Below are 24,654 nucleotides of genomic sequence, written 5' to 3'. Positions count from 1 at the left end.
TTGAATTTGCTTTAATTGAAACGTTGAATGCTATGCCTAGTGTTGAGTTTCTGCCGTAATCGTTTTGCTATACATAGGTGCCGTGCAGGGTAGTGCAATGCGGAATCAGCGAAACATCCCATTGTGCGATGGCTTGTTGCAACATTTGTTCAGGGTGGTCTAACTCGACAGCTGGCTGATTTAAAGCGCGTATCGCTTGAGCGAGTAGAGCAGGTGCTTGGTTGAGATCGAGTGCATGTGCCATGTTTTGTTTAGACAGTTTTTGCCCTTGATCATTCATGGCTAAAGGCAGATGCATATAGTTAAGATGCGGGTAATTTAAGAGCTGACCTAAATAAATTTGTCGCTCGGTATTGTCTAAAAGGTCTGCACCACGAACCACATGGGTGATACCTTGTAGGTAGTCATCTACTACGACTGCTAACTGATAGTTGATAATGCTATCACGGCGTTTCAGTACAAAGTCACCGAGCTCATGTGCTAGCTGCGAGCAGTGTCTGCCTTGCAGCGCATCATCAAAACAAATCTCGAGATCTTCCACTTTCACCCGAATGGCTTGTTGCTCAAAAGGCAGAGCAAGGTCACGGCAGGTACCTGCATAAATGTGATTAGAACCGAGCATTTTGCGGGTGCATTGACAGGCATAGACCAGTTGGAGTTGATGCAGTTGTTGAATGACGTTTTCGTATAGATCGAGACGATCTTTTTGGAAAATGATCTCTGCATCGGGTTGAAAGCCGAAAGCTTCGATACAACGCAAGATATGGCTTTCACTGCCAGGATAAATGCGGGGAATGTCAGTGTCTTCAATGCGCACTAACCATAAGCCCTGATGTGCTTTTGCTTCGCAATAACTGGCAACGGCCGTAATGAGTGAACCAAAATGCAAAGGGCCGGTTGGCGATGGCGCAAACCGACCCACATAAGCCATCCTGTTGTCCCCCTCCTTTTGTAAAGGAGGGGTTGGGGGAGGATTATTAAATAACATGATTAACCGTTATTTTGCTTCTCTTTGATTTCTGCTAACGTTTTGCAGTCAATACATAAAGTTGCAGTTGGGCGAGCCTCTAAACGGCGCAGACCAATTTCGATACCACAGGTTTCACAGAAACCATAGTCGTCGTTTTTAATCGCTTCAATTGATTGTTCGATTTTGCGGATGAGTTTACGTTCACGGTCACGTGTACGTAGTTCAATTGCAAACTCTTCTTCTTGTGTCGCACGGTCATTCACATCAGGCAAAGCGGTGTTTTCGTCTTGCATGGTGTTGAGTGTACGGTCAACTTCTGACATCAACTCTGCTTTCCAAGCCAATAAGATCTGGCGGAAGTGCTCCAGCTGACCTTCAGACATGTATTCTTCATTTTTTTTCGGCTGATAAGGTTCAATACCAAATAAGCTAGCAGTAGAACCACCGTCAGTCGCTTTGGGCTTAGTTTTGCGCACGCGTTTTGTAGATTTTTCATCTACAACATCAGTTTGTTCGTCTAAGACAGTATTTTGGTTGTCATTCGCCATTTAGGGCAATCCTCATCATATACGTATTCAATACGCAAAAAATATGGTGATATGCAAGTGTTTTTATCCACCCTCGAGTAGATTCCACCCTCGGGGGTCGTCATCATATAGACTTTTTAAGTATTTTGATAGTCTTTGATGTTTGGATTAAATTGATCACTTTTTCGTAAGAGCAACTAAGGTAATTGAAAACGAGAAAAATGAAAAGTTAATAACCTGAAATTTCAACATTTATTTTTTGTTGCGCGTGTGACACGCGCTGTACCTGTGTTTCGTGTGTTCCATCTGCATTTAATTGTAAAATACGATAACCAGGTGCTTGCTCATCTAAAGCAAAATGATCACTTAAAGGCTTAAATTGCACACTGGTTGAAGGTGTCGAATAAAACTGAATATTGTGCCATTCACGCCATGATTCTTGATGTACATGACCTGATAAGACAATTTTGACATTGGTATGTCGTGCCAACACAGCAGTAAGGTCTGGGGTATTCTTGAGTTTATGCTGATCAATCCATTTGGACTGCATTTCAAAGGGATGATGATGACAAGCAATCAGAATATGCTGTTGTGCAAACTCTTGTAAAATCTGTTCCAACTGAATCAATTGAGCCTCATCCACCCATCCATCAACTTTTCCTTTTACTGCGCTATTGAGTAAGACTACGCTCCACGGACCAAAGTGAATAACGTGAGCTTTATTCTGTTGCTCATGAAAAGGGAAGTGTTCAATATTGTCATGATTGCCAGGCACTTGGTAAAACGGCGTCTTTAAACTTTGCATAAAGTCTAGATAGCGCTGATAAGTCCGAGGCACGGGAACCTGTGCCAAGTCGCCTGTATGGACGATGGCATCAATTTTTGGATGACGTTCAACAATGTGTTGCATCACATGATGAAAGCTTTGCTCTGGATTCATATGTACAAATTCCAAATGATCTTGATCCATCAAGTGCGTATCGGAAATTTGGACAATGATCCAATTTTTTTCATTATTTAAAGTCATGTCTGACCCCTTAGACATTCCTTGTCGTTTTAATCTGTTGTTGTAGCCATTGCAAGGCCATTATGACAGGCGCATTTCTGAGCCGACCATTGGAAAGTAATGTACCAATCTGCGCATAATCAATTAGGTGCAATAAAATGTTCTCACCTTCATCTGGCATACCGAAGACACCGCCTTGTTCAGGTAAATTGGCTGCAGCACTATACAGATGGAACAGTTCAGCACAGGCGCCCGCAGAAGGATAGAAGCTGAACAGATGTTGTAATTGTTCAATCTGACAACCTGATTCTTCTAGTGCTTCGCGACGAATACAACTTTCGGGTGATTCATCTCCATCTAAAACCCCTGCAATAATTTCTAGCTGCCAAGCTGAATCTTGGTCATCCATAGCGCCGATACGAAACTGTTCAATCAGTGCAAATTTTTGTTGTGTATCGTCATAAATCAAGACACCAGCCGCTTCAGGGCGCTGAATGAGCTCACGTGAAATCACAGAGGTGTACTCAGTTTGATTAAACAGACGATGACGTAAATTTACTTTTTCTACTTGGATAAAACCCCGAAACAGAAAGGTTCTGTCTACAATTTGGACATCTTCACGGTGATATGTAGCTTGCTTAATTATGTTCATAAAGCTCAATCAGGATGAAATTTATCACTTCATCCTAACTGAGAATCGCATGATTACAAAAGGTTTTTTATGAACTTACACTTTTTGGTACAAGTTTTGTCCTGTTGCATGGAACTGTTTTTTCATACTATTGAGGCCTGATTCAACCTCTTCTTGCTGAATTTTATTCAGTTCAGTGTTCTGTTTATTTTGTGCATAATCCCTGACGTTTTGGGTGATTTTCATCGAACAAAACTTCGGACCGCACATCGAACAGAAGTGTGCAGATTTGTGTGCTTCTTTTGGCATAGTCTCATCATGCATGCTACGCGCCGTGTCTGGATCAAGGCTTAAATTAAACTGATCTTCCCAGCGGAATTCAAAACGTGCTTTAGACAGGGCATTGTCACGGACTTGCGCACCCGGATGACCTTTGGCCAAATCTGCTGCATGCGCTGCAATTTTATAGGTGATGATGCCATCTTTGACATCTTTCTTGTTCGGCAGGCCCAAGTGTTCTTTGGGGGTGACATAACACAGCATGGCAGTCCCGTACCAACCAATCATCGCCGCACCAATCGCAGAAGTAATATGGTCATAACCTGGGGCAATATCGGTGGTCAATGGACCTAAAGTATAGAAGGGCGCTTCTTGGCAGACTTCAAGCTGCAGATCCATGTTTTCTTTGATCATATGCATAGGCACATGCCCTGGTCCTTCAATCATCACCTGAACATCATGTTTCCACGCACGATGAGTGAGCTCACCTAATGTGCGTAACTCAGAGAACTGTGCTTCGTCATTGGCATCTTGAATACAACCTGGACGTAGACCATCACCGAGACTAAATGACACGTCATAGGCTTTCATGATTTCGCAGATTTCATCGAAATGTGTATAGAGGAAGTTTTCCTGATGATGGGCCAAACACCACTGAGCCATGATCGAACCGCCACGAGAGACAATACCAGTGAGACGATTTGCAGTCATCGGTACATAACGTAATAAGACACCCGCATGAATGGTGAAATAGTCTACACCTTGCTCCGCTTGCTCAATTAGTGTGTCTTTGAAAATTTCCCATGTGAGGTCTTCCGCAACCCCATCGACTTTTTCTAAAGCTTGATAGATAGGCACAGTACCAATCGGAACAGGTGAGTTACGGATAATCCACTCACGGGTTTCATGGATATTTTTACCGGTCGATAAGTCCATGATGGTGTCTGCACCCCAACGGGTTGCCCACGTCATTTTTGCGACTTCTTCATCAATTGAAGAACCGAGAGCCGAGTTACCAATATTGGCATTGATTTTCACTAAGAAGTTTCGACCAATGATCATCGGTTCAATTTCAGGATGGTTAATATTGGCAGGAATAATCGCACGTCCTTCAGCCACTTCTTTACGCACAAACTCAGGTGTGATTTCCATCAAATTATGCGCGCCAAAGTTTTGCCCCACGTGCTGACGTGCATCGACCCCTTCGCGTTGACGTTGATTTTCACGAATAGCGATGTATTCCATTTCAGGAGTAATGATGCCTTGTTTAGCATAATGCATCTGCGTGACATTGTGGCCCGCTTTGGCACGACGCGGTTTTTGAATATGCGCAAAGCGAATCTCAGCGGTACGAATATCCCGTAAACGTTCTTGACCAAAGCTTGAGCTGAGGCAGTCTAATATTTCAGTATCGTCGCGCTCTTCAATCCAACTTTCACGGACATTTGGTAGGCCTTTATTCAGATCAATACTGACATTGGTGTCGGTATATACGCCAGAGGTGTCATATACCATGACAGGCGGATTGTACTCACCGCCTAAACCTGTTGGAGTTTCGGTCAGTTCAATCTCACGCATGGGGACTTGAATGTCTGGGCGCGAACCTTGGATATAGACTTTTTTAGAGGCAGGCAAGATACGGGTCAGGTCTTTGGCATCTTGTTCATGTTGTGCTGAAATTTCAGCGGAAAGATTCGTTAAATGGTTCATTGCAATGATCCTTATGAATGACATCAACGAATCAAGCACGACCAAAAACGATGGCAATTGAAACTATTTCTATGTGTTGTTGATTTGTGGATACAAATGCAACGAATGTATTTCTACGGGAAATAGTTCAATGAAAGGCGTTCAGTTTTTAGATGGCTTGATTCCTACGCAGGTCTTAACCTGATCAGGTTCAACGGTACTCATCTTCAAAACTTCATTAAAAAAGCTTTAGATGATCTCAGCGAGTTGTTACTCGCGCTCCGTCAAGCGATGTATCATCTTAACATGCATGTTAAGCAAAAACAGCGATCTTTTTACTCAAAATATGAGCACAATTTGAGAGCGTATATGTTAGCGGTTCAGGCAAATGGCATCACTTAAGCAGTCTTTGCCTTGGTCGGGTTGAACCATACGGAGTTGAATAAAGTGAGCGAGTTGAGTTTGTAATAATTGCTCTGCACCTAAACGCTGCGGATGAGTGGAAGCAGGCAAGATGATTTGAGCTGTTCTTTGTTCAGGGCTAAGTTCAATAAATTTCAAAAATAAACGTGCATGATCGGTGACTACTGAATTTTTGAGTTCAGCAAGACGCTCAATTTCCTCTAAATAACTGCTTTGTACGGTATAGCCATCATAAACAGCTTGAGTATTTGGTCCAATAAACAGCAAGGTGCTATATAGATTCAATAAATGGCGGGCATCTTGATGATAGCTACTTTGATGATATTGTTTTAAATAACTTTCCCAATACAATGCACGATCTGCAATTTCTTTAGCATCAATTTTAACTTGATGGTCGATCACGGCAGGGTACTGATTTTGTGCTGCTAAATGTTCAATAAACGCTTGCTCTGCAACAGGTAAATAGGGTGCAAAAATTTTAGCTAAATATTCAGGGCTGCGGCGGTAATGGACTTCCCCTTCGCCTGCGTCGAATAACTCCACATAAGATTGGCCTTGATGTTTGATTAAGTATTGGTCACGAAGCGTTAATTGTTCAAAAAGACTCTGTTGAATGGTCGGGTGCTGTGCCATTTCTAAAGCATAACTTTCAAAAGCACGTTGTTGCTGTGGCGTACGATCGACGGCTAAGAAGTCACTGTACATTTTATTAGATAAACTCAATAAATGTTTTTGCTGTTGGAAATCAAGTAAAGGTAGACATAGTTTCAAGTCTTGGTTGATTTGTTCTAAAGCAAAAGTGGTACGCTGAGCATCTATTTCGGACATGTTTTTGCCAATTTTTTGGCACAAATCTGTGAGATCCATCGTTTGTGACGAAGACGCTTCAATTCTAGCTGGTTCCTGAAAACTCACTGGCTCTGGTTTCTGACAGGCAGCCAGCATTACGCACAAAAATATGAGCGTATATGTTTTAAGTGAAAAGAAAGAAAAATGATTCACAGCAACTCGATTTAGAAAACTCAGTTCAGCGACAACAAGATATAGAGACACTCCGTTTCTCCACGCCTCATTTTATAGAGGAATCAGATTTTTAATGTGTAGTATTGTGAATGAATGTGGTTCATGGTTTATGACGCTGGAAAATATTTACTTCATAATGAATGCATTAAGATATGTCAGTGTAATGTATGCAATAAAAAATATACGAAACTAATAACAATTCGTTTGAATAAACTTTTGCTTTTGATGATGTTGGCGAAAGCTAAGTTGTGACAGGTGTAATTGAATTCGATGCATGTCAATTTGGTTAAAAGTTTAGTGCTAAAAATGGACATTCATGGGGAAGGCATACTGTTTTAATCAAAATACAATGCGGATACTTGAAAGGTGATTTGCGCATTATCTTGCATTTAAAGGCATCTGTGGGTAAGTTGACTGACTATGAGATGCGGAAAATGAAAGCATTGTGGATCGACAAAACAAGCTCAGAATGAGCTCTTGTCATCAAATCTTCATAATTGATATGTTTCAATATCGCTCAAACTTTAGTCCCTCATGATGTTGCTGTGGAGTACGTCCTTTGCCAAATAGTCCTGTTTTAAACCATCACATTTCTTCACAGTTCAATGAAGATTTGCAGGATGTGAACACCAAATTTATGACCATGGGTGGTTTGGTAGAGCAACAAGTGGCAAATGCAATTCATGCGCTACTCGACACCGATGCCAACTTAGCGGTAGATGTACAGTTTAAAGACAATGCAGTGAATCAATTAGAGCGTGAAATTGATGAAGCATTGACCTTGATCTTAGCCCGTCGTCATCCTGCTGCGATTGATTTGCGTATGGTGATTGCAATGTCGAAAGCCAATACTGATCTAGAGCGTATTGGTGATGAGGCTGCGAAAATTGCTCGTATTGCGCAAAGTTTATGTGAAGATGGCGAATCACCACGTGGTTATATGGAAACGCGTCATATTGGTAACCAAGTTCGTGTCATGATTCATGATGCTTTAGATGCGTTCGCGCGTTTGGATGCTGAGCAAGCGTTACGGGTGATGATGGCCGATGCTGATATTGACCGTGAATATCAGTCTGCAACGCGTACTTTGATGACGTATATGATTGAAGACCCGCGTCATATTGCGCGCGTGATTAATGTGATGTGGGTATTACGTTCATTAGAACGGATTGGCGACCATGCGCGTAACATTTCTGAGCAAGTGATTTACATGGTGAAAGGCTTGGATGTGCGTCATACCAGTTTTGAAGAAGTTGAAAAACATATCCAAAAATAAAAAAAGCGAATTTTATTTTTCAAGCACAACTTCGGTTGTGCTTTTTTATGGTTGCTTAATTTTTGGATAAAAAAAATCTCAGATTTTGGGGGAAATCTGAGACTAAAATCGGGGATATTTATCGTTATAGATAAGAGGTTTCCCTCTATCCTTGAATATCATTATAGGAAAGATGTTTTTCTGCGTCATGTAGGTTCTTGTAGTGTAATGTTGAGTTTTATACAGGTTCTGTAGCGCTATGTTTACACTCAATCATTTGGATACAAATAATCGGTTTAAACAGTAATTAAGTCATCCACGTGTCATCTATCTTCTTTTTTACTTTAGAGATTGATTTAGTCAATCGACATGCAAATAAAAAAAGAGTCCTTTTACAGACTCTTTCATGACATTTGAAACGATGCGCCTCGCTTGTCTTACGGCGTGCTGGAGCAGTACTCCGCTTTATTACGCCTCAGGCTTTAGGCCTTCAGCTTTTTCTAAGCTTTCATCATTGTTAAAGAACTTCTCACGTTGTTCTTCAAGAAACTTTTTCGCATCTGGTTCAAACACATTTAGGCGCTTTTCATTGATTAACGTGGTTTGGTGCTTTAACCATTCTCCCCAAGCTTGCTTGGAGATGCTTTCAAAAAGTTCTTGGCCTTTTGCACCTGGAAACGGTGCAAAGTCTAAACCTTCCATTTCTGTTTGATATTTACGGCAAAAAACTTGTCGAGTCATATCTAGACGTCCTTATTGAGCATAAAGTTTTTCTAAACGCGCATGGGCACGTTCAATGGCAGCTTCTACTTGCGCAGGTGCAGTTCCACCAATGTGGTTACGCGCATTGACTGACGCTTCAAGGGTCAGTGCTTTTTCAAATACATCAGCTTGAATTAAGTCAGAGAACTGTTGAAGTTGTTCTAAAGTCAATTCAGAGAGGTCTTTGGACTCTTGAACACCTAAAGCAACCGCTTTACCCACAATTTCATGTGCATCACGGAAAGCCACACCATTTTTAACAAGGTAATCAGCTAAGTCGGTTGCAGTTGAGAAGCCACGAAGCGCTGCTTCACGCATGATGTCGATGTTTGGCACCAAAGCAGGAATCATGTCTGCAAAAGCCATGAGCGAGCCACGCACGGTATCAATCGCATCAAACAAAGGCTCTTTGTCTTCTTGATTGTCTTTGTTATACGCCAACGGTTGACCTTTCATGAGTGTTAACAAACTCATCAAATCGCCATAGACACGGCCTGTTTTACCACGTACTAACTCAGGCACATCTGGGTTTTTCTTTTGTGGCATGATGGATGAGCCCGTACAGAAACGGTCTGGAATGTTTACAAACTTAAATTGAGCAGATGTCCACAGAATGAGTTCTTCTGACATGCGTGATAAGTGCATCATGATCAGCGAAGCTGCAGCATTGAACTCAATACCGAAGTCACGGTCAGATACTGCATCAAGCGAGTTTTCAGAAACAGCTTCAAAACCCAGTAACTCTGCTGTAAATGCGCGGTCGATGGGGTAAGTGGTACCTGCCAGTGCTGCTGAACCTAAAGGCATACGGTTAGTACGTTTACGACAGTCAATGAGGCGCTCAGAGTCACGGACTAACATTTCAAACCATGCCAGTAGGTGGTGACCAAAAGTCACAGGCTGTGCCGTTTGTAAGTGGGTAAAGCCCGGCATAATGGTATGCGTGTTTTGAGCAGCAATACTCAAAATACCTTTTTGTAATTTTTTTAGTAATTCTAAAATGGCATCAATTTCATCGCGAACATAGAGGCGGATATCGGTTGCCACTTGGTCATTACGGCTACGACCTGTATGGAGCTTTTTACCTGTGATGCCAATCCGTTGAGTCAAACGCGACTCAATATTCATGTGCACATCTTCTAGGTCAATACGCCATTCGAACTGACCCGCTTCGATTTCAGCTTGAATGGTGTTTAAGCCATTGATGATGTCATCACGTTCTTGTTCGGTCAGAACGCCAACTTTTGCAAGCATGGTCGCATGGGCAATAGAGCCTGCAATATCTTGTTTATAAAAGCGTTGGTCAAATTGTACAGATGCTGTAAATTCAGCAACAAAGGCATCAGTAGCTTCAGAGAAACGACCGCCCCACATACCCGAAGTTTGGGCTTGTGACGGATTTGAGGAATTAGAAGATGTGGTCATGTCGGCTCAATAAGATAAAAAGCGGTAGAACTCGCATGAGTATAACAAATTCAAGACAACTTGCCGAAGTTCAAGATGCGCAAAGTTTAACTTCCAGTACGACCAAGCCCAATATTTCCTATTTATTTAGTAAAATTGTGCAATGGCCACATTTGCTGGAGCTGTTTGTTGGTGGAAATTTGTTGGCTATGCTGTTGGCTTTGGCCGAAGCACAGTCTTGGTCAGCTTTGGTGTTTGGGCATGTGCTGAGTTATATGCTTTACATTAATTGGGTGTTGCTGTCGTTTACCGCACTGATGCAGTATGCTCAAAAAAAGTTGCAAAATTTAAGTTTGGGTATGACTTTATTGTCAGGCTTTTTTTTATTACAGATCATTGTTTTGGCGACCACGCTGAGTCTTAATATGCTGATCTTCTTTGGCATCAATTTTAGTCTCAAAGGTTTAACTTCGCCAGTTCTATTCGAGGATGTGGCACTACATTTGGGTTATGGTCTGCTGTTGGGGACTTTTTGTTTTCGTTATCTATATTTAAGAGAGCAGTGGTTCAGGCAGCAACATAGTGAACTGAATGCGCGGGTACAAGCTATGCAAGCCCGTATTCATCCACATTTTTTGTTTAATAGTTTAAATAATGTTGTCAGTTTAATTGCGATTGATCCAGATAAAGCAGAGCAAATGTTACTCAACTTGTCGCGCCTGTTTAGAGCCAGTTTTCAAGAGCTGAAGTTGGTGAAGTTAAGTGATGAAATTGAGCTATGTCAACGCTATTTGGCAATCGAGCAAATTCGTTTGGGAGATCGTTTACAGGTTGAATGGAAAATCGAACATGCCGAGTTATGTCCGCAGGTACATATTCCACTCTTAACTTTACAACCTTTACTTGAAAATAGTATTTTTCATGGAGTTGAAAAATTTTTAACTAAGAGTACGATAAGTGTACTGATTGAAATATTGCAAAATCAAGTTAATATCGTGATAACTAACCCATTTACAAAGGAAACAATTCATAAACGACAGGGACATGGTATTGCCATTGAAAATGTGAAGCAGCGTCTAGAAGCATATTTTGGGCGTAGTGTCAGTTTTCAAACTTATGCAGGGGAAGGAATGTATACCACTGTTGTGCAGTATCAATATAAATAAGCCACAGTGAACCTATAAAAATAAACAAGGTGACTGTTGGGGGGAGATAAATGGACATCCTAATTTGTGATGATGAGCCTTTAGCAATTGAACGTTTATCTCGATTGGTGAGTCAGCTTGGACATCAGGTGGTGGCAACCGCATCGCATGGTCAACAAGCTATAGAACTCACTCAACAATATGAGCCAGACGTTGTACTTTTGGATATTCAAATGCCAGAAATGGATGGTTTAACCTGTGCGCATTTTTTGCGTCAGCTTGAGCCCATGCCTGCTTTGGTGTTTTGTACAGCTTACGATGAACATGCGCTTGACGCATTTAAGTCACATGCTGAAGGCTATTTATTAAAACCAGTGATGCAACAGGAATTGCAACAGGTGCTTGGTCACCTCACTAAATTAACCCAAGCTCAAATGAGCGAGATAAAACAAAAAGAAAATATGGACGAATTTAATGTAAAGCGACATCAAATCGCAGCGAAAACCTATCGTGGTGTGGAGTTGGTTCCTGTTGAAAATATTTATTATTTTTTAGCGGATCAAAAATACGTCACTGTCCGTCATAGAAATGGCAGTGTTTTAATTGATGAAACCTTAAAAGACTTAGAACATGAGTTTGGGGATGCCTTTATTCGCATCCACCGCAATGCTTTGGTTTCAGTTCACTTTTTAGAAGGGTTAGAGGTGGTTAACTCTGGACAGTATCAAGTGCGTTGCCGTGAGCTAGATGAACGTTTGGCAGTCAGCCGACGGCATTTGCCAGGATTGCGTGAGCGCTTACATAAGCTCTAACTTAAAGCCATCGGTAATGCTACAAGAAATGAGACTCAGTGCTTTAGGCTGAATACATTTCCAATGGGGGAAATTCAGTTTAAGATAGTTTCATTCTTATTGGCACATACTAAAATTTATGAAAACCCTAAAGATCGCTACTCGACAAAGCCCACTTGCTCTTTGGCAGGCTGAACATATTCGTGCTCGTTTAGAAGCATTGCATGAGGGGCTCACCGTAGAGTTGGTAACTTTTGTTACCCAAGGGGACAAAATTTTAGATACGCCATTGGCAAAAATTGGTGGCAAAGGTTTATTTGTCAAAGAGCTTGAAGCAGCGTTATTGGATGGTCGTGCTGATTTGGCAGTGCATTCGATGAAAGATGTTCCAATGGCTTTGCCTGAAGGCTTATCACTGGCGGTCATCTGTGAGCGTGAGGACCCTTTAGATGCCTTTGTGTCGAATAGTTATGCGAGTTTTGAGGCATTGCCACAAGGGGCAAAGGTTGGTACTTCGAGTTTGCGCCGTAAATGCCAAATCTTAAAACAACGACCAGACTTAGACATTATTGACTTACGCGGCAATGTGGGAACACGTTTATCTAAACTGGATGCGGGTCAGTATGATGCCATTATTTTGGCTAGTGCAGGATTAAAACGTTTGGGTTTGGCAGAACGTATCCGCCATACCATTCAACCAGAGTTGAGTTTACCTGCTGTGGGTCAGGGGGCTTTAGGGCTAGAGTGTCGTGGCAATGATCAAGTAGTCTTGGACCTGATTCATCCCTTACTACATCTAGAAACAGATACTTGTGTACGTGCTGAACGCGCTTTCAATGCTTATCTTGAAGGTGGCTGTCAGGTACCGATTGCAGGCTATGCCACTTTAGCAGATAACCGCATTCAGCTCGAAGGCCGCGTGGGCAGTGTCGATGGGCAAACCTTACTGAAAGCACAAGTGGCAGGTGATGCTGCTGAAGCAGAGCATTTAGGGGTTGTACTGGCGCAAGAGCTATTGGCACAAGGCGCTGGTGACTTGCTCAAAGCTTTTTATCATTAATATTAGTTACGATGTTGTTTATTAATACGCGTCCAGTCGATCGGGCGAAAAGCCTGACTCAAGTGCTAGAGCAACAGGCGGTTGATGTCTATTCTCTGCCTTTATTGGAACTCATTCCAAGGCTATGGGATACAGACTTGGCACATTTGTATGATCAGTTGCCTCAGGTACAGGTTGTGGTCGTGGTTAGTCCAAGTGCTGTACAGTTTGGTATGGATCAATTGGTGCGCAGTGGGCTAGCTCTGTCTGACTTAAAGCATCTTCAGTGGATTGCTGTTGGACAAAAGACTGCACAAGCTTTAGCTGAGTTTGGTTTAGATAGTGTTGTGCCCGAGGTGGAAAGCTCAGAAGGGATGTTACAATTACCCGTTTTGCAGAACTTGGCTGGTGATGCGAGCATTGCATTTTGGCGTGGCGAGGGTGGGCGTCAGTTTATGATGGACACCTTAATGCAACACGGGCGTTTTATACTGAACTTTGTGCTATATGAACGCCGTTGTCCTCATCAAACTTTGCAGCAACAGGCTGAATTGGTTCAATGTTTATCAGAACATAATGATTATGTTGCGCTGATCAGTAGTGAGGCTAGTTGGCTGAATTGGTTAGCTCTGCTAGACACAAACATTCAACTTTTGCAAAAAGGACACTTTTTGGTATTAGGTGAACGTTTGGCTCACATCTTGAAACAGTCTCAACAGCAAATGTATGTACAGTTTAAAGTGAGTGTACTGAAAGACTTAAAGACAGCCACGATTGTACAGTTGTTATGCAGTGGGCAAGGGAACGCATGAAGAAGATTCTTATAGTGGTGTTAATGGCTGCGTTGGCGTGGGTTGCGAAGCTGAGTTATGACGTGTGGGGGCTGAGTACACAGCAAACTGCTTTGTTGAGTGAGATGCACCAAATCGAGCAGCGCAGTGCTAATTTGAACGATCAAGTTGTCGCCATGCAACGTCAAAAAGAAACTTTGAAGCAGAGTCCTGCAGTAGCGAATGCGACGAGTAGTCAGCTCACTGAAGAAGTGGTTGAGGGTATTGATCCAATTTTGTTTATCAAACAACAACTGGACTTGGTGGAGTTTGCCTTAAAGCAACAGCAGTATGTGGTGGCCACCGATAAATTGGCCTTTTTAGATATGCAGCTGGAAAAATATAATTTGGCTGTGGCGTTGAAGCAAAGTCTGCATCAGGTCATCGCGCGAGATATGCAAACCATTCAGAAATTTGTGGCTGAGCGCAATGAACAGCAAGCACAAATTAACCGTCAACTGCAACAGATTGATCTGGCTTTAAATCGTGAAATACAGCAACCACAGTTAAGCACCGTACGTGATTCGTCTGAACCCTTTTGGAAACAATGGTTTAAGCTTGAACCTGCTCAAGCACCCGCAACAGCGTTAATGCAACGCCAGATTATTTTGAAAGAGGCCCAATTGCGTTTGTTATTGGCCCGTCAAGCCTTAATTTCAGGACAATACACCGAATACCAAAAAGATTTGACTGAGGTTATGTTGCTCATTCAGCAACTACCAGATCCTAAAGCTAAGGAACTGCTAAAACAATTGAATAAATTAAAGACTTTGATGGTCGTGCCCACCCCGATTTTAGGCACACGTGCGTTGCTGGGGTAATGAGATGAAACAAATACTGACTGCTTATGGCTTGGTGAGTTTAATTGCGATTGCTGTACTGAGTGTTTTGAGTTACGGACATGGTGCAGGCTATGTCTATGTATTTTGGCATGACTGGCAATTGCAAACCAATCTTTGGGTGATGTTTCTTGCATTAGCCGTACTGAGTCTTGGTTTGCACCTATGTTGGCTCGGGCTGAAACGTTATCTTAGTCGGGAAAAACGTAAAGCAGAAACGGTTTTTGATTTTAAAAATTTACATCCCTACGAGCAATTGGCTGTGATCTGGTTGTTAGATGCAGGTCGAGATCAGCAGGCCTTTATTCAAAATGCGTTTGCTCAGTCGGGCTTGCTCAAAAGTATTATTGATGCGCGCTTATACTTGATGAAGGCGCAGTTTCCAGAAGCACTCAGTGCACTAAGTCAAAGCAATGCCATGGCTTTTGAACTGGCTGAACTTCAGCGTATTGAACTCTTTTTAGCGAAAGAGGATGCGGAACAAGCACTCACTCATCTTGAGTTTCTTAATCAACATGAACTTTCACCATGGCTAAAGGATGTGCAAACGGCTTATGAATCCTGTTTAAAAGAGTTGTGGGGGCGTTTCGCGGTTCAGTTTCCATGGCTGTATTTGCGTTCAACCCAATATGGTCATTTGGATCAGGATGTGAAGAAAGCATGGTTGAAACGTTTGTTGATTAAATTTGATCAAGCCAGCTATGACAATTTAGAAGATTTAAAACAGCGCTATTTAGATCTATCGGATCAGATTTTTACCCGCAGTTATGATATTCAACTTTTATGGCTTAAATTATTAGCGCGCATGCCTGATTTGAGTGCACAACATGAAATTCTGTCGATTCATTTGCTCAATCAACAGTTTAATGCAGAAGTATTTTATTTGTGGTTTCAACAGCAACTTTTGAAACAGCTACCCGATTATGTCGATTTACAACAGCATATCGAAGCATGGGAAGCGAAGTATATGAGTGTGCCCGTTTTGAGTTTTGCAAAATGGCATATTTATACGGCTTTAGGGAACAAAGACCAAGCCGATGAGTTATTAAATTTATATCCAGATAATGTATTAATGAACTATTTAAGAATCAAGTCGACCTTAAACGGAGATGAGGATTTAATTAAACAGTTAAATTTAATTTTTGAAAATAATGCAAATTTTGTCGAAATGAAAATATAGGTGGATAATGCGGAGCCTGTTAGATTACCCATTGGTTTATACCCAACAGGTGGCTTGGGGAGATATGGATGCCTTTGGTCATGTTAATAACGTCATGTATTACCGTTATGTGGAAAGTGCTCGTTTGGCCTATATTGAGCGGACAGGTATTTTATCTTCGGACATACTGACTGTGGTCGCATCAAATCAGTGCAAGTATTTAAAACCTGTATTTTATCCAGATCAATTAAGCATTGGTGCACGGATTGAAGAACTTAGAAATAGTGCATTTCGTATGCATTATTTACTCTGGAGCGAGCAACAACAATCTATCGTTGCAGAAGCGGAAGCGGTTATTGTTTGTGTCGCTAAGGTGAATATGCAGAAAACATTAATCCCTGAACTGACGCGTCATAAACTCAAAGAATTCGAGTTAACCATCGGACATAAAATATAAATGTCTTTTTATTTATTTTAAAAGTCGCTAGACTATATAAATACTGTCTAATTATTGTTGTTTAAGTCATGGATGAGTTGAGTCTTTGGTCTAATCAAAATATTATTAAATAGGCTCAGTAAATAAAATGTTGGTTAATGGAGTTAATGTATGCCAGATATTAGTAATTTATCCGTAGAAGAGTTAAAGCGTCTACAAATCGAAGCGGAAGCTTTAATTGCATCTAAAAAAGATCAAGCAGTTGAAGATGCATATACCCAAATTATTGCAATTGCAGAAAATGTAGGTTTAAGCATCGAACAAATTTTAGAGTTTGGTGCAACGAAGCGTAAGAAAGGCACGCGTAAGTCTGTCGAGCCACGTTACCGTAACAAAAGTAATGCTGCTGAAACATGGACAGGTCGTGGTAAGCAACCACGCTGGTTAGTGGCTCAGTTGGAAAAAGGTGCGAAGCTAGAAGATTTCCTAATCTAAGTCATCGCCTTGTCACAGACGTGACATAAACTGCAAAAACCAAGCATTATATGCTTGGTTTTTTTTGTAGTTAACGTTTGGTGTTGTTGTAAAATTATGCATAATGTCTATCAAAGAAAGACAAAAAATGAAGCAAGGAAGAATAATTGAAAGTTCGTGGTGGGAGAATCACAAAACCTAAATACGTCACGTGGTGGATGTTTACAGTTGTAGTATTTTTAATCTTCGTTTTGCTGCAAATACCGGCAGCATGGCTCATTGCAAAATTTTATAAAAACAATCAGATTTTGCAGAATGTCAGCGGTAATCTTTGGCATGGACAGGCCGATTGGCAAACTGGAAAATTACGTGGAACCGTTGTTTGGACAACCCGGCCTTTAGATTTACTGTTACTGCGTGCAGGCGCCAATGTTGAGATTTATAGTGCCAATACCAAACTGGATGGTGTGTTGGCCTATGGTTTCGGGAAAAAAGTCATCGTGCGGGATTTGAACGGACAAATTGCTCCAGAAACTTTAAAGTCGGTCGCCAATTGGCAATGGCCTAGCAATGCAATCCAGTTGCAAGAAATTGATTTTAATTATAAAAAAGAGCAAGGTTTTAGTCAGGTAGGTGGTGGCATGCAGTGGGCTGGAGGGGAATTGATGTATATCTTTGCGCAACGTCCACAGCAAATGCAAATTCCATCGTTGGCAGGAAAGTTATCGCAAGATCAAAATAAACTCATGATTAATTTGCAGGATCAACGTCAACAAAAACTCATGAATTTAACGGTTGATCCAGATTTGATGCTGGATGTGCAATTAACCCAACGTTTAATGTTAAATGTGCCATCTTATCAAGGTAAAGCAGGTCTAGATAGTTATGTGGTGAGTTCGCGTCAGCCTCTGCTGAATGGGGGCTTTTAATGGGTTTTGATCTACAGAAATTACCAGAGCTGAACCTTAAACAGTTTGAGCGCCTAGCACCACTGTGTTTAATGCTTTTGATCTTAGCACTATGCTGGAAGTTGGCTGGCTTATTTTGGCTCTGGGTGGCGCCACCACAAGTTATGCAAATGCCACGTGTTGAATTGGGTTCACAGCAACCCCAAGTCCCGAATATTACCAATTTTGCGCTATTTGCAGAGCAAAGTAAGAATCCTGCAGATGATCAGCTCAATTTACAGCTACAAGGTGTGGTGGTTGGGCAACCTAGTCAGTTTTCATCTGCTGTGATTAAGTCAAATAATGTAGCAGATCGTTATCGGGTGGGGGAGAGCATAGAAGGCAGTTCATATTATCTGGCTGAGGTCTATTGGGACCGCGCGATTCTCAAAAATAACAGTGGGCAAACCCGAGAATTGTTGTTCCAAGGAATTGATAATCTAGATCAGCAAATTGTGGCTCCGACGACTGCACCTGTTGCAGTTCCTCCTGTGAGTCAAGAGCAGCAAGCATTAGGCCAAGCAGTACAGGGCTTACAACAAGATCGCGAGCAATATTTAAAGGATTTGGGTGTCGGTACCAACAATAATGCTGGCCAAGGTTATCAGGTGACGGAACAAACCCCTGCTGCACTACGTAGTCGTTTAGGCTTGCAGGCGGGAGATCAGATTATGTCTTTAAACGGTCAAGCGATCGGACAGGGGCAAAATGATGCGCAGTTATTGGAGCGTGCGCGTCGTGAAGGACAAGTAAAAATAGAAGTGAAACGTGGTGATCGTATCATTACGGTACAACAAAATTTTCAGTGATCAAGCATCACCAGTATCAGTTAGGAATGATTTGGATTTATGGCTTTATTGAATCACCGCTCAGCATGGGCACTAACAATTGCAGCACCTTTGCTTGCCACGGTGAGCACAGCCAGTTATGCGCAAACATGGAAAATTAATCTACGCGATGCAGATTTAACCGCATTTATTAATGAAGTTGCAGATATCACTGGGAAAAATTTTGCGGTGGATCCAAGGGTTCGTGGCAATGTTACGGTCATTTCAAACAAAGCACTTAACAAAGAAGAAGTTTATGATTTGTTCTTAGGGGTGCTGAATGTGAATGGTGTAGTGGCAATCCCATCTGGCAGAACCATTAAAATTGTGCCTGATAGTAATGTAAAAAGCTCAGGCATTCCCTATGATGCACGTCACCGCGCCACAGGTGATCAGATTGTGACGCGGGTGATTTGGCTGGAAAATACCAATGCCAATGATTTAATTCCAGCATTACGCCCGCTGATGCCACAATTTGCACATTTATCGGCAGTGAATGGAACCAATGCACTGATTGTTTCCGATCGTGCTAGCAATATTTATCAGCTTGAAACCATTATCCGTAATTTGGATGGTACGGGACAAAATGACATTGAAGCGGTGTCGTTACAGTCGAGTCAAGCTGAAGAGATGATAGGGTTGTTGGAGAGTATGAGCGGCACAGGTTCCATCAAGGACTTAAAAGGCTCAAGAATACGTATTATTGCAGATAACCGCACCAATCGGATTATTTTAAAAGGGGATACCGCTACACGTAAACGTATTCGCCAAATGATCGAGATGCTCGATGTGCCTGCTGCGGAACGTCTGGGTGGCTTGAAGGTTTTTCGTTTAAAATATGCCAGCGCCAAAAACTTATCTGAGATTTTACAAGGCTTAGTTTCGGGACAAGCAGTCAATAGTAACGAGTCTGCTGATAATAGTGGCAACACTAATGCGGCCTTTAGCCAAAATAATAACAGTGAGGGTTCGTCTTCACAGATTTCTACACCCAGTATTAACTTAAATAGCCAGTCCAATCGCAATCAAAACAACATCACCAGTTTTAATAGTAATGGAGTGAGTATTATTGCTGATAGCTCACAAAATGCGTTGGTTGTTAAAGCCGATCCACAGCTCATGCGTGAAATTGAGTCTGCTATTCAGCAATTGGATACTCGTCGTCAGCAGGTCCTGATTGAGGCAACTATTCTTGAAGTGGAAGGGAATGATGCAGATCAACTGGGCGTACAATGGGCGATGGGTGATTTAAGCAGTGGTGTGGGAATTATTAACTTTGACAATATTGGTTCAAGTTTACAAAGTATTGCGGCGGGTTATTTAGCCAGTGGTGGTGCAGGGGCAGCCAGTGCAATTGGAGCTGGTGCTTCACTCATTTTGGGTGATTACAAAGAAGGCAGTGATGGTTCTCGCCAGTTATATGGTGCCATGATTCAGGCTTTAAAGAGTAAAACTAAGTCGAATCTGCTTTCCACACCGTCTATTGTGACTATGGATAATGAAGAAGCCTATATTGTTGTGGGGGAGAATGTACCGTTTGTGACGGGTTCGGTTTCTACCACATCTTCAGGCACAGCCAATCCCTATACAACGATTGAACGTAAAGATGTGGGTGTAACGCTTAAGGTGGTGCCACATATTGGGGAAGGCGGAACGATCCGTTTAGAGATTGAACAAGAAGTCTCAGATGTCAAAACCAATAAGGGTGAAGCGCAAGATTTGGTTACCAGTAAGCGTGCGATCAAGACTTCAGTCTTGGCAGAACATGGTAATACCATTGTTCTAGGTGGTTTGATTTCTGATAATACAGCCTATTCACGCCAGTCAATTCCTGGTCTAGGTGTAATTCCTGGTTTGGGGCGCTTATTTCGTTCAGATGGTAAGACGGATCAGAAACGCAATTTGTTGGTTTTCATTCATCCAACGATTGTTGGTGATGCTGAGTCAGCACGTCGCCTTTCCCAACAGCGCTATAGTCAGTTATACAGTTTGCAGTTGGCTATGGATAAAGATGGTAGTTTTTCAAAATTACCAGAAAATGTCGATGATGTCTTCCAACAACGTTTGCCTGTTAGCTCAACGAAACCAAGCTTGCCACAATCTTATCAGCGTGTACCGAGTAGCCCGACAGCAACTCAACCTAAGGTAGAAACAACACCTGTTGCGATTGAACCTGTGGTTCAAAAACAACCCGTTGCTAAAGTGCCTCAGAAGACCACGTCAAGTCAGTTGCCGCAAGTGCAGCAACCTGAGTCTGTATGGAAGAATTTAAGTGTTGATCGGATGCAAGGTGCCATGCTTGGGCAGATGACACAAAAGTCGGTCTCGACAACTTACTTTAAAATCTGAGGATTTACAGTCGAATACAGCATAGATGATTTTACTTCATCTACATAAAAGGCAAAATGGTAAAGAATATTCACTGTGTTATGATAAATCAGCACATAGAGAGATAAGTCATGACTTGGAAAATACAAGCAATTTCTGGTGAGTTAACTGGTCAAGAAATTAATATTGATCGTGATATGTTGGTGGGTCGTCATCAGACGGCAGATATCTTATTACAACAATCTGAAATTTCGCGTAAGCACGCAGCCTTTTTACTGAAAGAGCAAGCACTCTGGTTACAAGATCTCGGTTCGTCAAATGGCACGTTTGTCAATGATGTGCAAATTGCTGTGGAGACCTTGTTAAAGCAGGGTGATATTGTCCAGTTTGCCAGCTTAAAGTTTTCAGTACTTGAGCCTGCAAAGCCACTTGAGCAGGTGGTTGAGTCAGTAGGTGATGCGACGTTGGGTGCGGCTGTGGTAGAAGAGACGATTGCCCAGCCATCGGAAGCTGTTGCTACTTCGGAAACAGCACAAGCAGAACCTGAGCAACCCAAAACAGTAGCACAGCAAATGAATGATCAGGGAATGCCAGAGCTGAAAGAGCGTGATGCTAATGTGAGCCTAACACGTGATGGTATGCCACAAAATGTTGGTATTCCTAAACCTGCGCCTATTCCTGAAGGTGTAGATGTTACTGCTTCAAATGAGTCCCCAGCTGAGGTTAGTGAAGTTTCAACACCCGTTGCTCAAGCGGCTGAGACGCAAAAGAATGCCTCTGTTGGGCTGATCTCGATCATTGTCTTGATTATTTTAGCCATTATTGCGTGGCTGATGTTCAAATAAGATTCAGATCACACTACAATCAAGGCATGCAACAGCATGCCTTGATTGTTTTTGGGCAGCACATGATAAAAATGGGTGAGGGTGAATGAATATTGCTAACTTGGCGCAACGAGAAGTTTTACTTTTTGATTTAGACGGAACCTTGGTGGATTCTGCAACAGATTTACATCGTGCCATGAACATGAGTCTCAACGCCATGCAACTACCAACCGTGACGGAAGAACAGGTGCGGATTTGGATAGGAAAAGGAACGGCACTGTTTTGTCAAAGTACCTTGCAGCATTTGACTGGTGAAGTTGATCCAGCCCAGCAACAACAATTATTGGATACGTTTTTAAAGATTTATAATGCTGACCCATGTGTGGAAACGCTACCTTTTGATGGCATTGTGCCATTTTTGGAATGGGGCTTGGCGCAAAAGAAAACCATGATTTGTGTGACCAATAAGCCTGAACAACCTGCACGCGCCATTGTCGATCATTTGGGGATGAGTCATTATTTTGCTGATGTCATCGGTGGAGATCGTTTTGAAGAGCGCAAACCTCATCCGCGTCAGTTGTTACACTGTGTTGAACAATATGCGCAAAACAAAGACCAGGTTTTAATGATTGGGGACTCATCCAATGACGTTGAGGCTGCACGCCGTGCGGGTATTGATTGTGTTGTGGTCAGCTATGGCTATAATCATGGTGAAAATATTTTAGACTGTCAGCCACAACAAGTGGTGGATAATCTGTGTGAGCTGATTGGGTAACTTTGTAAACGAAGGAATGAACATGAGTAAACATATGGCTTTTCGATGGCGAAACTCAACCTGCTAATTTTAAAAACTGATATCGCCATATTGAAAAAATAGAGAAACACTCATGACAACACAAGCTCAATTCGATCAACTCAAAAACTCAGGTTATAACCTAATTCCTGTCTATCGTCAGCGTTTAGCTGATACCGAGACGCCATTATCTGTTTTTGCTCGCCTAAAAGAGCATAAGCAAGCCTATTTGTTTGAATCCGTAGAGGGTGGTGAAAACTGGGCGCGCTACTCGATTATTGGTTTAGGTGAATCGACTGTTTTCTCGTGCAACGCAGGTGAGCTCACCATTCAACAAGCCGATGGAGCGATAGAAAAGCAGCCTTGCGTAGATCCTTTTCAATATATCCGTGATTTTCAAGCTCAATATAAAGTTCCAACCCAAGCAGATTTACCTGCTTTACCAAGCTTTACAGGGGGCTTGGTGGGTTACTTTGGTTATGATGCAGTACGTTATATTGAACCACGTTTAAATAACGTGCCAGAAGCGGATCCTGTAGGCTTACCAGATATTTGGATGATGCTGTCTAAAACAGTAATTGTGTTTGATAATTTAAAAGATACTTTATTCCTGATCGTGCATGCTGATGTCAATAATGCGGAGGCTTATCAGCAAGCACAGCAGCAACTAGATGTTCTAGAGGATTTGTTGGCAACACCAATTAGTCTTAAAGCGACTCCACATACTGCACCACATTTTGAGTCACTCACTGGAAAACAGAAATTCTTAGAATCCATTGAGACGGTGAAAGAGTATATTCGTGCGGGTGATGTGATGCAGGTCGTACCAGGGCATCGCATGGTTTCTGACTTTGATGGAGAACCTCTGCAAGTATATCGCGCACTACGTCATTTGAATCCATCGCCTTACTTGTTCTTGGTACAAGGGCAAACTTTGGAAAATAATCAGCCTTTTCATATTGTCGGCTCGTCCCCTGAAATTTTATCGCGTCTTGAAAATGGCATTGCAACGGTACGTCCGCTAGCAGGAACACGCCCACGTGGTAAAACCAAAGAAGAAGACTTAGCTCTTGAGCAAGACTTATTATCGGATGAAAAAGAGATTGCAGAACATTTGATGTTGATTGACTTGGGGCGAAATGATGTCGGTCGCGTCTCAAAAATTGGAAAAGTGCAAGTGACAGATCAAATGGTGATCGAACGTTATTCACATGTCATGCATATTGTGTCCAATGTTCAAGGCGAAGTCCGTGATGATGTGGATGCATTGGATGTTTTTAAAGCAACTTTCCCTGCAGGCACTCTTTCGGGTGCACCTAAAATTCGAGCAATGGAAATTATTGACCAAGTTGAGCCAGTAAAACGTGGAATTTTTGGTGGTGCTGTTGGTTATTTAGGCTGGCATGGTGAAATGGACATGTCGATTGCGATTCGTACCTGCGTTATTCGTGAAAATAAGGTCTATGTACAAGCAGGAGCAGGGCTTGTTTATGACTCAAATCCTGAATCTGAGTGGAATGAAACCCAAATAAAAGCTCGTGCAGTGATCAAGGCGGTTGAATTATCATCAAACGGATTGATTTTGTGAGTTTTTGACGTTTTTTTTGAAAAAAACACTTGCAAGGATTTTGAGTTTTGCTAAACTGCACACCGTTCCGATACGAAACGTACGAAACACTAAGAAACGCCGGCATAGCTCAGTTGGTAGAGCAACTGACTTGTAATCAGTAGGTCCACAGTTCGAATCCGTGTGCCGGCACCATCTTAGAGAGTTGAGTAAGTTAAGTAAAGAGCGACACTGAAGTAAGTGTAAAATGGTGAGGTTCCCGAGCGGTCAAAGGGGGCGGACTGTAACTCCGCTACGAAAGTTTCGAAGGTTCGAATCCTTCCCTCACCACCAATTTTAAGACTTCAAAAAGTGGTCTTTGTACCAACATCGTGCGGGAGTAGCTCAGTTGGTAGAGCGGTAGCCTTCCAAGCTACATGTCGCGAGTTCGACCCTCGTCTCCCGCTCCATTTGAAGTTTTATATTTGCTCTTATAGCTCAGTGGTAGAGCACTCCCTTGGTAAGGGAGAGGTCTCGAGTTCAAATCTCGATAAGAGCTCCAGATTACAGTTTAGTAGATTATCTACAAGTTTTAAGAAAGCAGGCTTATTAGTCTGCTTTTCAAGTATTTGGTGTCTGATTTTTTTAGGCGATGTGTCGATACTGAGTTGTTTATACCTGTGTTCGACGTAAACGAGGAAGATGAA

23 protein-coding genes, 4 tRNA genes and 1 riboswitch are annotated in these 24,654 nt (G+C 42.1%); of the genes, 19 read left to right on the top strand and 8 right to left on the bottom strand.

Going from position 1 to position 24,654, the window contains the following annotated elements:
* Positions 1 to 67: 67 nt before the first annotated feature.
* The 6 genes from gluQRS to DPG01_RS08605 form a co-directional block, all read right to left on the bottom strand.
* Entirely contained in the window at positions 68 to 988 is a 921-nt protein-coding gene (gene gluQRS / locus DPG01_RS08630; RefSeq protein ID WP_228156981.1) for a tRNA glutamyl-Q(34) synthetase GluQRS, read from the bottom strand.
* A gap of 2 nt (positions 989 to 990) precedes the next feature.
* Complete coding sequence (gene dksA / locus DPG01_RS08625) at positions 991 to 1,518, bottom strand: RNA polymerase-binding protein DksA (RefSeq protein ID WP_004692816.1); 528 nt, start codon at positions 1,516 to 1,518, stop codon at positions 991 to 993.
* A gap of 208 nt (positions 1,519 to 1,726) precedes the next feature.
* A complete protein-coding gene (gene cpdA, locus DPG01_RS08620; protein ID WP_110974809.1) occupies positions 1,727 to 2,524 on the bottom strand; it encodes a 3',5'-cyclic-AMP phosphodiesterase in 798 nt (265 codons plus the stop codon).
* Between the two features lie 10 nt (positions 2,525 to 2,534).
* A complete protein-coding gene (locus DPG01_RS08615; RefSeq protein WP_086209759.1) occupies positions 2,535 to 3,155 on the bottom strand; it encodes an NUDIX domain-containing protein in 621 nt (206 codons plus the stop codon).
* A gap of 75 nt (positions 3,156 to 3,230) precedes the next feature.
* Positions 3,231 to 5,123: a phosphomethylpyrimidine synthase ThiC gene (thiC, locus tag DPG01_RS08610; RefSeq protein WP_110974808.1), complete on the bottom strand. Its 1,893-nt coding sequence runs from the start codon at positions 5,121 to 5,123 to the stop codon at positions 3,231 to 3,233.
* A gap of 144 nt (positions 5,124 to 5,267) precedes the next feature.
* A riboswitch (TPP riboswitch) is annotated at positions 5,268 to 5,396 on the bottom strand.
* Between the two features lie 78 nt (positions 5,397 to 5,474).
* Positions 5,475 to 6,527: a hypothetical protein gene (locus DPG01_RS08605; protein WP_110974832.1), complete on the bottom strand. Its 1,053-nt coding sequence runs from the start codon at positions 6,525 to 6,527 to the stop codon at positions 5,475 to 5,477.
* Between the two features lie 580 nt (positions 6,528 to 7,107).
* On the opposite strand from DPG01_RS08605, the gene phoU reads away from it, so the two are divergent.
* Positions 7,108 to 7,824, top strand: coding sequence for a phosphate signaling complex protein PhoU (gene phoU / locus DPG01_RS08600; protein ID WP_004692799.1), 717 nt, complete (start codon positions 7,108 to 7,110; stop codon positions 7,822 to 7,824).
* A gap of 447 nt (positions 7,825 to 8,271) precedes the next feature.
* Here phoU and DPG01_RS08595 read toward each other — a convergent pair whose 3' ends face one another.
* Both DPG01_RS08595 and argH read right to left on the bottom strand, forming a co-directional pair.
* Entirely contained in the window at positions 8,272 to 8,544 is a 273-nt protein-coding gene (locus DPG01_RS08595; RefSeq protein ID WP_004978611.1) for an oxidative damage protection protein, read from the bottom strand.
* A 12-nt stretch (positions 8,545 to 8,556) separates the two neighbouring features.
* Positions 8,557 to 9,990, bottom strand: a complete 1,434-nt coding sequence (gene argH / locus DPG01_RS08590) for an argininosuccinate lyase (protein WP_004692796.1) — start codon at positions 9,988 to 9,990, stop codon at positions 8,557 to 8,559.
* On the opposite strand from argH, the gene DPG01_RS08585 reads away from it, so the two are divergent.
* The 18 genes from DPG01_RS08585 to DPG01_RS08500 all read left to right on the top strand — a co-directional run bounded on the left by DPG01_RS08585 (position 9,981) and on the right by DPG01_RS08500 (position 24,509).
* Positions 9,981 to 11,135 (top strand): sensor histidine kinase, encoded by a 1,155-nt coding sequence (locus tag DPG01_RS08585; RefSeq protein WP_171327379.1) that lies wholly within the window; start codon positions 9,981 to 9,983, stop codon positions 11,133 to 11,135. The genes argH and DPG01_RS08585 overlap by 10 nt on opposite strands.
* A gap of 50 nt (positions 11,136 to 11,185) precedes the next feature.
* Complete coding sequence (locus DPG01_RS08580) at positions 11,186 to 11,926, top strand: LytR/AlgR family response regulator transcription factor (protein ID WP_086209756.1); 741 nt, start codon at positions 11,186 to 11,188, stop codon at positions 11,924 to 11,926.
* Positions 11,927 to 12,044: 118 nt separating this feature from the next.
* Positions 12,045 to 12,965, top strand: coding sequence for a hydroxymethylbilane synthase (gene hemC, locus DPG01_RS08575; RefSeq protein ID WP_110974806.1), 921 nt, complete (start codon positions 12,045 to 12,047; stop codon positions 12,963 to 12,965).
* Positions 12,966 to 12,976: 11 nt separating this feature from the next.
* Positions 12,977 to 13,756 (top strand): uroporphyrinogen-III synthase, encoded by a 780-nt coding sequence (locus DPG01_RS08570; RefSeq protein ID WP_110974805.1) that lies wholly within the window; start codon positions 12,977 to 12,979, stop codon positions 13,754 to 13,756.
* On the top strand, positions 13,753 to 14,595 hold the full coding sequence (locus DPG01_RS08565; RefSeq protein ID WP_110974804.1) for a hypothetical protein: 843 nt from the start codon (positions 13,753 to 13,755) through the stop codon (positions 14,593 to 14,595). The genes DPG01_RS08570 and DPG01_RS08565 overlap by 4 nt, the downstream gene beginning before the upstream one ends.
* Before the next feature lie 4 nt (positions 14,596 to 14,599).
* Entirely contained in the window at positions 14,600 to 15,793 is a 1,194-nt protein-coding gene (locus DPG01_RS08560; RefSeq protein ID WP_110974803.1) for a heme biosynthesis protein HemY, read from the top strand.
* 7 nt (positions 15,794 to 15,800) lie between these two features.
* Positions 15,801 to 16,229, top strand: a complete 429-nt coding sequence (locus DPG01_RS08555; RefSeq protein ID WP_110974802.1) for an acyl-CoA thioesterase — start codon at positions 15,801 to 15,803, stop codon at positions 16,227 to 16,229.
* A 150-nt stretch (positions 16,230 to 16,379) separates the two neighbouring features.
* Entirely contained in the window at positions 16,380 to 16,703 is a 324-nt protein-coding gene (locus DPG01_RS08550) for an H-NS family nucleoid-associated regulatory protein (protein ID WP_086209750.1), read from the top strand.
* A gap of 197 nt (positions 16,704 to 16,900) precedes the next feature.
* The gene (gene gspN, locus DPG01_RS08545; protein ID WP_110974801.1) at positions 16,901 to 17,611 is read left to right on the top strand and encodes a type II secretion system protein N; all 711 of its coding nucleotides are present in this window, start codon (positions 16,901 to 16,903) and stop codon (positions 17,609 to 17,611) included.
* Positions 17,611 to 18,438, top strand: coding sequence for a type II secretion system protein N (locus DPG01_RS08540; protein ID WP_110974800.1), 828 nt, complete (start codon positions 17,611 to 17,613; stop codon positions 18,436 to 18,438). The genes gspN and DPG01_RS08540 overlap by 1 nt, the downstream gene beginning before the upstream one ends.
* Positions 18,439 to 18,477: 39 nt before the next feature.
* Positions 18,478 to 20,805, top strand: a complete 2,328-nt coding sequence (gspD, locus tag DPG01_RS08535; RefSeq protein WP_110974799.1) for a type II secretion system secretin GspD — start codon at positions 18,478 to 18,480, stop codon at positions 20,803 to 20,805.
* A gap of 110 nt (positions 20,806 to 20,915) precedes the next feature.
* Positions 20,916 to 21,629, top strand: coding sequence for an FHA domain-containing protein (locus DPG01_RS08530; RefSeq protein ID WP_110974798.1), 714 nt, complete (start codon positions 20,916 to 20,918; stop codon positions 21,627 to 21,629).
* 85 nt (positions 21,630 to 21,714) lie between these two features.
* Positions 21,715 to 22,383, top strand: coding sequence for a phosphoglycolate phosphatase (gene gph, locus DPG01_RS08525; protein WP_086209745.1), 669 nt, complete (start codon positions 21,715 to 21,717; stop codon positions 22,381 to 22,383).
* Between the two features lie 112 nt (positions 22,384 to 22,495).
* On the top strand, positions 22,496 to 23,989 hold the full coding sequence (gene trpE / locus DPG01_RS08520; RefSeq protein WP_110974797.1) for an anthranilate synthase component I: 1,494 nt from the start codon (positions 22,496 to 22,498) through the stop codon (positions 23,987 to 23,989).
* 98 nt (positions 23,990 to 24,087) lie between these two features.
* Positions 24,088 to 24,163: transfer RNA gene (locus DPG01_RS08515), tRNA-Thr, on the top strand.
* 54 nt (positions 24,164 to 24,217) lie between these two features.
* Positions 24,218 to 24,301, top strand: a tRNA-Tyr gene (locus tag DPG01_RS08510).
* 40 nt (positions 24,302 to 24,341) lie between these two features.
* A tRNA-Gly gene (locus DPG01_RS08505) sits at positions 24,342 to 24,417 on the top strand.
* A gap of 17 nt (positions 24,418 to 24,434) precedes the next feature.
* Positions 24,435 to 24,509 (top strand) — tRNA-Thr (locus DPG01_RS08500).
* Positions 24,510 to 24,654 lie beyond the last annotated feature (145 nt).

The organism is Acinetobacter sp. WCHAc060042 (genome assembly GCF_003231195.1).
GTDB lineage: Bacteria > Pseudomonadota > Gammaproteobacteria > Pseudomonadales > Moraxellaceae > Acinetobacter.
The sequence above is the reverse complement of the archived record's forward strand: the minus strand, read 5'-3'. Positions and strand labels throughout refer to the sequence as shown.

Bases quoted from the DNA above. Each gene is read 5' to 3' on its own strand.
- gluQRS (WP_228156981.1), bottom strand. From the start codon at position 988: ATGTTATTTAATAATCCTCCCCCAACCCCTCCTTTACAAAAGGAGGGG.
- dksA (WP_004692816.1), bottom strand. From the start codon at position 1,518: ATGGCGAATGACAACCAAAATACTGTCTTAGACGAACAAACTGATGTT.
- cpdA (WP_110974809.1), bottom strand. From the start codon at position 2,524: ATGACTTTAAATAATGAAAAAAATTGGATCATTGTCCAAATTTCCGAT.
- DPG01_RS08615 (WP_086209759.1), bottom strand. From the start codon at position 3,155: ATGAACATAATTAAGCAAGCTACATATCACCGTGAAGATGTCCAAATT.
- thiC (WP_110974808.1), bottom strand. From the start codon at position 5,123: ATGAACCATTTAACGAATCTTTCCGCTGAAATTTCAGCACAACATGAA.
- DPG01_RS08595 (WP_004978611.1), bottom strand. From the start codon at position 8,544: ATGACTCGACAAGTTTTTTGCCGTAAATATCAAACAGAAATGGAAGGT.
- DPG01_RS08585 (WP_171327379.1), top strand. From the start codon at position 9,981: ATGTGGTCATGTCGGCTCAATAAGATAAAAAGCGGTAGAACTCGCATG.
- argH (WP_004692796.1), bottom strand. From the start codon at position 9,990: ATGACCACATCTTCTAATTCCTCAAATCCGTCACAAGCCCAAACTTCG.
- DPG01_RS08580 (WP_086209756.1), top strand. From the start codon at position 11,186: ATGGACATCCTAATTTGTGATGATGAGCCTTTAGCAATTGAACGTTTA.
- hemC (WP_110974806.1), top strand. From the start codon at position 12,045: ATGAAAACCCTAAAGATCGCTACTCGACAAAGCCCACTTGCTCTTTGG.
- DPG01_RS08570 (WP_110974805.1), top strand. From the start codon at position 12,977: ATGTTGTTTATTAATACGCGTCCAGTCGATCGGGCGAAAAGCCTGACT.
- DPG01_RS08565 (WP_110974804.1), top strand. From the start codon at position 13,753: ATGAAGAAGATTCTTATAGTGGTGTTAATGGCTGCGTTGGCGTGGGTT.
- DPG01_RS08560 (WP_110974803.1), top strand. From the start codon at position 14,600: ATGAAACAAATACTGACTGCTTATGGCTTGGTGAGTTTAATTGCGATT.
- DPG01_RS08555 (WP_110974802.1), top strand. From the start codon at position 15,801: ATGCGGAGCCTGTTAGATTACCCATTGGTTTATACCCAACAGGTGGCT.
- DPG01_RS08550 (WP_086209750.1), top strand. From the start codon at position 16,380: ATGCCAGATATTAGTAATTTATCCGTAGAAGAGTTAAAGCGTCTACAA.
- gspN (WP_110974801.1), top strand. From the start codon at position 16,901: ATGTTTACAGTTGTAGTATTTTTAATCTTCGTTTTGCTGCAAATACCG.
- DPG01_RS08540 (WP_110974800.1), top strand. From the start codon at position 17,611: ATGGGTTTTGATCTACAGAAATTACCAGAGCTGAACCTTAAACAGTTT.
- gspD (WP_110974799.1), top strand. From the start codon at position 18,478: ATGGCTTTATTGAATCACCGCTCAGCATGGGCACTAACAATTGCAGCA.
- DPG01_RS08530 (WP_110974798.1), top strand. From the start codon at position 20,916: ATGACTTGGAAAATACAAGCAATTTCTGGTGAGTTAACTGGTCAAGAA.
- gph (WP_086209745.1), top strand. From the start codon at position 21,715: ATGAATATTGCTAACTTGGCGCAACGAGAAGTTTTACTTTTTGATTTA.
- trpE (WP_110974797.1), top strand. From the start codon at position 22,496: ATGACAACACAAGCTCAATTCGATCAACTCAAAAACTCAGGTTATAAC.